General features: G+C 71.2%; 8 protein-coding genes and 1 pseudogene. 4 read left to right on the forward strand and 5 right to left on the reverse strand.

The window, feature by feature from the left end:
* From FLV34_RS38045 to FLV34_RS38055, 3 genes and pseudogenes are all read right to left on the reverse strand, one after another.
* A pseudogene (locus FLV34_RS38045) lies at positions 1-310 on the reverse strand (hypothetical protein); the annotation flags it as partial.
* A 59-nt stretch (positions 311-369) separates the two neighbouring features.
* Positions 370-2,100, reverse strand: coding sequence for a CBM35 domain-containing protein (locus tag FLV34_RS38050; RefSeq protein WP_147945466.1), 1,731 nt, complete (start codon positions 2,098-2,100; stop codon positions 370-372).
* Positions 2,101-2,239: 139 nt separating this feature from the next.
* Complete coding sequence (locus FLV34_RS38055) at positions 2,240-4,204, reverse strand: glycoside hydrolase family 127 protein (RefSeq protein WP_147945467.1); 1,965 nt, start codon at positions 4,202-4,204, stop codon at positions 2,240-2,242.
* Between the two features lie 260 nt (positions 4,205-4,464).
* Here FLV34_RS38055 and FLV34_RS38060 point away from each other — a divergent pair, with 260 nt between their 5' ends.
* Positions 4,465-5,481 (forward strand): LacI family DNA-binding transcriptional regulator, encoded by a 1,017-nt coding sequence (locus tag FLV34_RS38060; protein WP_221890030.1) that lies wholly within the window; start codon positions 4,465-4,467, stop codon positions 5,479-5,481.
* A gap of 30 nt (positions 5,482-5,511) precedes the next feature.
* On the opposite strand, the gene FLV34_RS38065 is transcribed toward FLV34_RS38060, so the two are convergent.
* Complete coding sequence (locus tag FLV34_RS38065; RefSeq protein ID WP_240972187.1) at positions 5,512-7,377, reverse strand: ABC transporter ATP-binding protein; 1,866 nt, start codon at positions 7,375-7,377, stop codon at positions 5,512-5,514.
* A gap of 286 nt (positions 7,378-7,663) precedes the next feature.
* On the opposite strand from FLV34_RS38065, the gene FLV34_RS43540 reads away from it, so the two are divergent.
* From FLV34_RS43540 to FLV34_RS43550, 3 genes are read left to right on the forward strand one after another with little or no spacing between them, the layout of a single operon-like run.
* Entirely contained in the window at positions 7,664-7,951 is a 288-nt protein-coding gene (locus FLV34_RS43540; protein WP_240972190.1) for a hypothetical protein, read from the forward strand.
* Positions 7,891-8,277: a polysaccharide deacetylase family protein gene (locus tag FLV34_RS43545; RefSeq protein WP_260617543.1), complete on the forward strand. Its 387-nt coding sequence runs from the start codon at positions 7,891-7,893 to the stop codon at positions 8,275-8,277. Before FLV34_RS43540 ends, FLV34_RS43545 begins: the two co-directional genes overlap by 61 nt.
* Positions 8,274-8,543 carry a hypothetical protein gene (locus tag FLV34_RS43550; RefSeq protein ID WP_261986066.1) on the forward strand — a complete coding sequence of 90 codons (270 nt, stop codon included), beginning with the start codon at positions 8,274-8,276 and terminating at the stop codon, positions 8,541-8,543. The genes FLV34_RS43545 and FLV34_RS43550 overlap by 4 nt, the downstream gene beginning before the upstream one ends.
* A gap of 146 nt (positions 8,544-8,689) precedes the next feature.
* On the opposite strand, the gene FLV34_RS38075 is transcribed toward FLV34_RS43550, so the two are convergent.
* The coding region (locus FLV34_RS38075; protein WP_222709786.1) for an HNH endonuclease signature motif containing protein at positions 8,690-9,127 on the reverse strand (438 nt) is incomplete at its 5' end.

Genomic DNA, 9,127 nt, shown 5'->3' on the forward strand with positions numbered 1-9,127 from the left:
AGTTGCCCTGCTGGGCCGCCAGCAACGCCTTGTTCGTCAGGTCGGTGGTGTCGTAGCCGGTCCGCTTGATGGTCACCCCGGCCTGGGTCCCGCACTGCGTGAGCAGCTTCACCCAGTCGGAGGAGTCGTCGAACTGCGGGTAGGGGTCCCAGATCGTGTAGGTCCCGCCACCGGCGGCCTGGCTCGCACCCGCCGATGAGGCGCCGGCGCCGTCGTCCCCGGACGACCCGCACGCGGTCAGACCGCCCGCGACTGCGAGGACCACCAGGCCCAGACCGGCGGCGCGCCGGCCCTTGTCGAGGCTCTTCATATCGTTCTTCCTTTCGACGGCCGGCTTCCGGCCGCTGTCATCGAAAGCTCGGGTGGGGCTCAGGTGAGCTGGATGTAGTCCAGCTCGGCGTATCCGGTCCCGCCGTTGAAGTAGGGGGACCCCTTGGCCAGGCGGATCACGTTGTAGCCCGCCCGCAGGTTCACCGTGGTGCTCACCGTCGCGCCGAACTGGCCCCAGCCGGCCGTGGGCGGATAGCTGACCGTCGTCCAGGCGCCGCCGTTGTACGCCAGCCCCTGGGTGGCGGTCGCCCCGGTGCCGTTGGCGTAGCCGATGGTCATCGTGTACGCCCGGGCCGTGGGCACGTTCACCACGAAGTCGACGTAGCTGTCCGTGGTGTGGTCACCGTTGTTGTTGTCGATGCGCCCGACGTAGCCGCCCTCGGACGCGCTGGAGCTCGTCAGCCGCTGGGCGCGGAAGACCGAGGCGTTCTCCGCCTCGTAACGCTGCTGGTAGGACGGCACGCCGCTGACCGGCTCGATCACCAGGTTGTAGGCGCTGGTCGCCGACATGTTCGGCACCGAGACGCTGATCTCCCCGTTGCTCACGGTGTAGGCGCTGGTCGAGATGGTCGTGGGCGCGGTCACGGCGGTGAACCGGCCGCTCGCGGGGGTCGACTGCAGGGTCACCCGCACCGAGGAGCCCAGCGGGCCGATGCCGGTGACGCGCACCGTGTTGGTGCCCGACTCGTTGCCGAAGACCACGTTGACGATCTTGCGGGTGGAGTCGTAGGAGGCGAAGCCGTCCAGCCCGGTCTGGGTTGCCGGAGTGGTGGCGACCATGCGGCCGGCCATGTCGCCGTACCACTTGTACAGCCACCATGTGCCGGTGGGCTGGCTGTTGTTGACGACGAGCCCGTTCATGGTGCCGTATTCGTACCAGAACGCCCGGTGTGCCATCTCGACGCCGGCACGCTCGAACTTGGCGACGTAGCTGGCGACCCTGCCGGGCACGTCCACCTCGCTCGTCGCGGCGTACTCGTTGATCGCGATGCGGCGGGGGCTGATGCCGAGCGAGCTCTCCAGTGCGCGGTAGTCGGCGATGTGCGCGGCGATGGCGGTGGGGTCGCCCAGCTCGTGCCAGCAGATGACGTCGGGAAGTGTGCCCGCGGCCTTGGCGCTGCTCAGGAACGACGACAACCAGGAGCGGTTGTAGTAGGAGGTGCTCGGGCCGACGATCGGCGTCGTGGTGTCGAGCGCCCGCACCGCCCGGTAGGTGCGCGTCCAGCCGTCGTTGAACGACCCGGCCGCGGAGGTGTTCCAGGTCCAGTCGGGCTCGTTCCACAGCTCCCAGCCGATGACGTTGGTCACCGTGGTCGCGTTGCGGCGGGCCCCGACCATCGTGTTCACCCTGGCCAGCCAGTCGTTCCAGCTCACCCACCGATAGGGGAAGTCGGGGTAGATGTCCGGCATCCGGATGAACTCCCCCGCCCCGACGCGGGTGGCCTGCGGGGCCACGAGCAGCGAGTCGCCGCCGGGCGGCTGGCCGTTGGGCTTCTGCCCCACGCCCGGCGCGGGCTGCGTCAGCGAGTCGACCTTCAGCGGCAGCAGCGCGGAGTCGGCCGGCCTGCTGCTTTCCGCCAGGCCGTACAGGCCGCCGGACGCGACGTGGGTGACGGGCCGGAAGGGCTGGGCCACGTTCACCGTCAGGGTGGCGCCCGCCGCCTCGGCGGGCGCCGGCGGGACGAGCGCCCCGATAAGTGACGCCGTCAGTGACACGGACAGCGATGCGGCCAGCGCGGGCAGCAGGGTCGTGCGTCGGGGTCTGCGCATTACCTACCTCGCTCTTTCTGGGGCTCAGGGGGGGGGGGGAGAGGAGGGGAAGCCGGGGACCGCCCGCCCCGATTCCGGCGGCGCGCGCCGCGGGCGGTTCCCGTGTCGCCGCGGGCCGCATGGCGTGCGGCCCGCGAGGTCACGACGTGGCGACCGGGATCCAGACCCGCATCGGGCCCTCGCTCCGGTTGCCCCACAGGAAGTACGGCACCGCCGTGAGCGTGAGCGGCGTGCCCGGCCGCTCGCGCCTCCGCCCGGTGACGTACAGCGAGTCGCCCGCGTGGGCGACCTGCCCGCCGAGGTTGATCACGACCGGGATGTCCGGCAGGTCCTGCCGGTGAATCGCCGTGATCGGCGCGGCGGGGTCCAGCCGCACGTCTTCGAGGACCGTGCCCGGCGGCAGGTCGGCCTGCTCCAGGCAGTACACGAGCGGGCCTCGTGCCAGGGCGACGCAGCCCCGCACCGCGTCCACGCGCGGATGCGCGGTCACGTGCCGTACGGGCATGTCGAGGTCGAGGACGACCGTCGTGCCGGGTGCCCAGACCCGGGTGAGCCGGATGTAGCCGTCCCGCGCGGGGGCCATCACCGGGCCGCCGTCGATCCTGACCGTGTACGCGTCGCACCAGGCCGGCACGCGCAGCGAGAGCGTCCAGGGGACGGCGGTCTCGCCGCTCACGGTCAGCTCGATCCGGCCCTCCCAGGGATATTCGGTGCGTACGTCCACGCTGACGGCGGCGCCCGCGACCACGGCGTCCACGCTGCCCGAGGCGTACAGGTGGATCTGCAGGCCGTCGTCGTGGGCGGTGGCCAGATAGCCGTGCAGCGAGGCCATCAGCCGGGCGATGTTGGGCGGGCAGCAGGCGCACGAATACCAGGGCAGCCGGCGCGCCGCCGCCTCCTCGCCCGAGCTCGTGTGTCCCGTGCGCAGTTGGAGGGGGTTGGAGTAGAAGAAGTGCCTGCCGTCGGACGACACGGCGGGGGCGACCGCGTTGTAGAGCGCCCGCTCCATCTCGTCGGCGTAGCGGGCCCGGCCGGTGGCCAGCAGCAGCCGCCAGTTCAGGTGGACGCTCGCGATCGCCGCGCAGGTCTCGGCGTAGGCCCGGTCGGCCGGCAGCTCGTACGGGTCGCCGTACGCCTCATCGCGATGGCGCGAGCCGTGCGCGCCGGTGACGTAGGCGCGCCGGTGGACGGCGTCCTCCCACAGCCGCTCGGCCGCGTCCAGCAGCATGTGGTCGCCCGTCTCCACGCCCACGTCGACCATCCCGGCCAGCAGGTAGAGCTGGCGTACGGCGTGGCCGGTGACCTCGCGGGCCTCCCGTACGGGCACGTGGTCCTGGTAGTAGGCGGGCCCGAACCGCCCGTGCCCGAGCAGCCCGCGTCCGCGCAGGTCGAGGAACCGGCGCGCGAGGTCGAGATAGGGCCGGTGACCGGTCAGCCGATAGAGCTCGGCGAGCGCCGTCTCGACCTCCGGATGCCCGCAGACCTCCTCTACGCCGTCCGGGCCGAACCGCTCGACCAGCAGGTCGGCGAACCGCCGGGCCACGGTCACCAGCTCGGGGCTCACGCCGGTGCGGGCCGCGGCCACCGCCGCCTGGAAGAGATGGCCGGCGCAGTAGAGCTCGTGGCTCCAGTCGGGCTTGCGCCACCGCTCGTCCGGCGCGACGACGGTGAAGTAGGAGTTGAGGTAGCCGTCCGCCTGCTGGGCGCGGGCGAGCAACGCGACCGTGTCCTCCACGAACGACCGCAGCGCCTCGTCGCCAGGCGAGGTGCCCAGCTCCCAGGCCGCGGCCTCCAGCGTCTTGTGGACGTCTGAGTCGGCGAACCACATGCCGGCGAACGCCGTGTCCTGCTCGCCCGCGGCGGCGCGGAGGTTGCCGATGTTCCCGGCGCGGTGCAGGTTGTCCACGCAGTGCGGCAGCGTGTCCTCGGCGTTGCGCCGCTGCCACTGCCCCAGCAGACCTCCCGGATCGAGACGGGCCTGGTCCGGGCCCAGCGGCCACAGCGCGGCGACCGCCCCGGGCCCCGGGGACACCGGCCCCGCAGGATCACGGAGGCCGGCCGGGGAGGTCACCGGGGAGGTCTCTGAGAACTTCTGCTCAGTCATGCCTGATCTTTCGTGGAGCCATGTGGTCGTGCAGACGCGGACGGCCGGCCGAGGCGAGCCACCCTGCTGCCTGGCGAAGCGAGAAGCCGTGCGGCGAGTCGCTTGCGCGATAGGAAACTAGGAAAAGGATTGCCGTCACGGTATCCAACCGGCTTCCAGACCGTCAATAGCCTGTTTCCGCGGTGTTACAGGGGCTTCGTCGTCGCACGTACGGCCTATAGAGTGGGGATCAGGCAACCCTCAGGGAAAGTGGAGGAAACGTGGGAAAGCTGGAGCGTCATGCCACGATCGCCGACGTCGCGGCGCTGGCCGGGGTGTCGGTGGGCACGGCCTCCAAGGCGCTCAACGGACGCGGATCGCTGCGGGAGGAGACCCGCATGCGCGTCCGGGAGGCGGCCCGGCAGCTCAACTTCGAGGCCAACGCGGGCGCCCGCAGCCTGCACTCGGGCCGCACCTACACGGTCGGCATGATCACCACCGACACGATCGGGCGGTTCAGCATCCCCGTGCTGATGGGCGCGGAGGACGCGCTGGGCGCCGGGGAGATGTCGGTCTTCCTCTGCGACGGGCGCGACGATCCCATCCGTGAGCAGTACTACGTCAAGACCCTCCTCAGCCGACGGGTCGACGGCATGATCGTCACCGGCCGGCGCACCGAGGCGCGGGCGCCCATCGGCGCCAACCTGCCCGTGCCCGTGGTCTACGCCTTCATCAGCTCCGCCGACCCCGGCGACTGCTCGGTGGTCCCCGACGAGGCGGGCGGCGCCCGTAAGGCGGTCGAGCACCTCCTGGCCGTCGGGCGCACCCGGATCGCCCACGTCACCGGGCCCGAGCACCACAACTCCGCCCGGGTGCGCGCGGCGGCCGCCGCCGAGCGCCTGGCCGAGGACGGGCTGTCCCTGGTCGCGCCGCCACTGTTCGGCGGATGGAGCGAGGTGTGGGGCCGTCAGGCCGTCGGCATCCTCCTCGCCGGCCGGTCCGAGTTCGACGCCGTCTTCTGCGGCAGCGACCAGATCGCCCGGGGCGTCTGCGACGCGCTGCGGGCCGCAGGACGCCGGGTGCCCCAGGACGTCGCCCTCATCGGCTTCGACAACTGGGACGTCATGACCGAAGCCTGCCAGCCACCGCTGACCAGCATCGATCTCGACCTCGAAGGGCTCGGCCGGTCGGCGGCGGAGATGCTCCTGGCCGCCATCAACGGCTCCCCCTCCCCCGGCCGGCACGCCCACCCCTGCCGGCTCGTGGTGCGGGAGTCCACCACCATGCCGCTCCCGTGACCCGTCCGGCCGCTCCGCCGTACGACGAGGTCAGCGGTGGAGCGCGTCCGGGGCGTCCTGCTCGACGAGGAAGCCTCCGGACTGGTGGTGCCAGAGCCGGGCGTAGGGGCCGTCGGCCTGGAGCAGCTCATGGTGGCTGCCCTGCTCCACGATCCGTCCCCGGTTGAGCACGACGAGCCGGTCCATGCGGACGACGGTGCTCAGGCGGTGCGCGACCACGAGCGCCGTACGGTCCTCCATCAACCGCCACAGGGCTTCCTGCACGAGGATCTCGCTCTCGGAGTCGAGCGCACTGGTCGCCTCGTCGAGCAGCAGGATCGGGGCGTCGCGCAGGATGGCGCGGGCGAGCGCGATGCGTTGCCGCTGGCCGCCGGAGAGCTTGACGCCGCGCTCGCCGACCAGGGTGTCGAACCCGTCCGGCAGCGACTCGACGAACTCCGTGACGTGTGCCGCCTCGGCGGCCTGGAGGATCTCGGCCTCGGTGGCGCCCGGCCGGGCGAACGCGATGTTGTCGCGCACGGACCGGTGGAACATGGCGGGCTCCTGCGGCACGTACGCGATCAGGCTGCGCAGATCGGCCTGACGCAGCCGGGTGATGTCCTGGCCGCCGATCAGGATCCTGCCTCCGTCGATGTCCATGAGCCGCAGCAACAGCCGCGTCAGCGTGCTCTTGCCGCCGCCCGACTGGCCCACCAGCCCGATCCTGGCGCCGCTGGGGATGTCGAGGTCCAGGCCGTCGAACAGGTGCGCGCCGCCGCCGTACGCGAACCTCACCCGCTCGAAGCGGACGCTCGCGTCGGCGGGGCGCAGCGGCTGCGGATCGGCCGGATCCACCACGGTCGGCGGCACGAGAAGCAGCTCGGTGAACTGTGCCGCCTCGGTGAGCACGCTCTCGACACGCCGGTAGATCTGGTTGAACTCGAACATGATGCCGATCGTGTTCGTGTAGTAGGTGAACGTCACCACGATGGCCTCCACGCCGAGGCCGCCGCGCAGCGCCACGGCGAGGAGCAGGCCCACGGTGCTGGTGAGCACCGACAGCGGGGCGACGACGGTGTCCACCCGGAGGTTGCCGTAGTCCCAGGACCGCAGGGACAGCTTGCGCTGCTCGGCGATCCTCGTCCGATATTCGGCGGCTTCACGCTCCTCCGCGGCGAACGCGCGGACCGTGTCCATGTTGGCCAGCACGTCGGCGACGTGCCCCGACACCCGCACCTTGGCGGCCTCGCGCTTCTCGACCAGCGCCTGACGACGGCGGATGAGCGGGACGACGAGGAACCCGGTGACGATGACGAGGCCCACCAGAACGATGACCAGCAGCGGGTGATATCGCCACAGCACCACCGAGGCGAAAACCAGGGGCACCAGCTTGGCGACGACCGAGAAGGTGAGCGTGTCGACGAACTCCTCGTACCTGGAGGAGAACCCGATGACCCGCTTGGTCAGCGAGCCGGCGAAGTTGTCGTGGAAGAACGCGGCGTCCTTGGCCAGCAGCTCGTCCATGCCCACCACGCCGAGCCGCTCGATGCCCCGGGCGTCGGTGCGGTTGAGGAAGTGCAGCCCGACCCGCCACAGTGCCTCGCCCGCCAGCAGCATCGCGCCGAAGCCCAGCACGTACGGCAGCAGCGCGCCGACGGTGCCGTCCCCGCCGCCGGCCAGATGCCCCACGAGCCCGGCCACCGCCAGCGGCGCCAGGTAGAACAGGCAGATGTTCCCGATGGCCGGCAACGTCAGTGCGGGCGCCGCGACCCGCCATTGGCGCCGCAGCTCGCCGAAGTAGTAGTGCAGCACCAGCAGAACCGCCGATTTGCGCGTAGATGGGCCGCTATCTCCGTCCTCGATCGACCCCAGCGCCGTCATGAGCCCTCCCCCGAACGCCGAACCCGCCGTGGTCATGGTCTCTCAGCGTGTGACGGGAGAGCGAACGATTTTCTGCGCCCCGGGCGTCGTCCGCGCGCCCAAGCGGGCGTCGTTCCCGCGTGTATGCGGGCGTCGTTCCCCCGTGTATGCGGGCGTCGTTCCCGCGTGTATGCGAGCGCTGTTTCCGCGTCCTGGCGGGCGTCGTTCCTGCGCACGTACGGGGAACGGAAGCGATAGGGCCGGGCGGCATCGTCCCACGTCACACGGCAGGCCCACGCCGCCCGTGTCCGTCCCGACGGCACCAGGAAGAGAGGACGCGCCGATGGCCAAGGAGATCTTCGTGGCGTTCGGGATCGACGTCGACGCGGTCGGCGGCCGGCTCGGCTCCTACGGCGGTGCGGACTCCCCGTGCGACATCTCGCGTGGCCTGTTCGCGGGCGAGGTGGGCGTGCCGCGGCTCAACGCCCTGCCGGCGAAGTACGGCCTGCCGGCGACCTGGTTCTGGCCCGGCCACTCCGTCGAGACCTTTCCGAGCAGTTCGAGCAGGTCGTGGCGGCCGGACACGAGATCGGCGTACACGGCTACAGCCACGAGAACCCGATCGCGATGAGCCGCGAGCAGGAGTCGGCCGTGCTCGACCACTGCATCGACCTCATCGAGACGCGCACCGGCCGGCGCCCCACCCGGTACGTCGCGCCGTGGTGGGAGTTCTCCCCGGTCACCAACGAGCTGCTGCTCGACCGCGGCATCAAGTGCGACCACTCGCTGATGCACCGCGACTTCGAGCCCTACTACGTACGCGTCGGCGACACCTGGTCGAAGATCGACTATGACGGGGACGCCCGCGAGTGGATGAAGCCGCTCGTACGCGGGGAGGAGACCGATCTCGTCGAGATCCCCGGCAACTGGTATCTCGACGACCTGCCGCCCACATGATGTTCGTCAAGACCAGCCCGAACAGCCACGGCTTCGTCAACCCGCGGCACGTCGAGGAGATGTGGCTCGACCAGTTCGAATGGGTCCACCGCGAGTCGGACTACGCCGTCTTCACCATGACGATCCACCCGGACGTCTCGGGCCGCCCGCAGGTCCTGCTCATGCTGGAGCGCCTCATCGAGCACATCGGCAAGCACCAGGGCGTCCGGTGGTCCACGTTCGACGCCATCGCGGACGACTTCACGGCCCGCCACCCCCGATCATGACCCGTACGCCGCCGAGCCCCGCAGCCGCGCGGCCCTGCACTGTGCGTCGTCCGCTGCCTGCTCTCGCCTCACGCCCGCAGCCGCTGGGCCTGTCCGCGCGCCGCCCGGGCCTGCCCTGCGCATCGCCCACCCCCGCGCCTTCGGCCTTACTCGTGTAGTCGTCGGGCTCGTCCGAGGCGGTGGTAGGTGAAGGCCCAGCGGTCTTCGCCTACTTGGCGGCGGGTGTAGCGGTCGGGGTGCTGGTAGCGGTCGCGGTTGTGGAACTGGCAGGCCGGGCCCAGCAGCCTCAGGTCCGTGAGGCCGCCGGTGCTCCAGTTGTCGGCGTGGTCGATCTGGCACATGGTCGCCGGGAGCGGGCAGCCGTCGACCCAGCACGTGGCATACCGGGCGAAGATGGCCCGCCGCTGGGCAGGAGTCGCCAGGCGGACCTTGCGGCCCATGTCGAGCACCTGCCCGTCGGCGTTCATGACGATCCGCACCAGAGTCGAGGTGCGGGCGAGGCGGTGCACGCTGGAGACGGGCAGCACCTGCCCGGTCGCCAGCAACACCCCCGGCGCTGTCCCCGGTGCCATCCCCAACGACGC

It is taken from the genome of Microbispora sp. CSR-4, from assembly GCF_008033685.1.
In the GTDB taxonomy this organism is placed as follows: domain Bacteria; phylum Actinomycetota; class Actinomycetes; order Streptosporangiales; family Streptosporangiaceae; genus Microbispora.

What these genes read in the sequence shown, in the direction of transcription:
- FLV34_RS43550 (WP_261986066.1), top strand. Translation starts at nt 8,274, where the DNA reads ATGATGTTCGTCAAGACCAGCCCGAACAGCCACGGCTTCGTCAACCCG.
- FLV34_RS38055 (WP_147945467.1), bottom strand. Translation starts at nt 4,204, where the DNA reads ATGACTGAGCAGAAGTTCTCAGAGACCTCCCCGGTGACCTCCCCGGCC.
- FLV34_RS43540 (WP_240972190.1), top strand. Translation starts at nt 7,664, where the DNA reads ATGGCCAAGGAGATCTTCGTGGCGTTCGGGATCGACGTCGACGCGGTC.
- FLV34_RS38050 (WP_147945466.1), bottom strand. Translation starts at nt 2,100, where the DNA reads ATGCGCAGACCCCGACGCACGACCCTGCTGCCCGCGCTGGCCGCATCG.
- FLV34_RS38065 (WP_240972187.1), bottom strand. Translation starts at nt 7,377, where the DNA reads ATGACCACGGCGGGTTCGGCGTTCGGGGGAGGGCTCATGACGGCGCTG.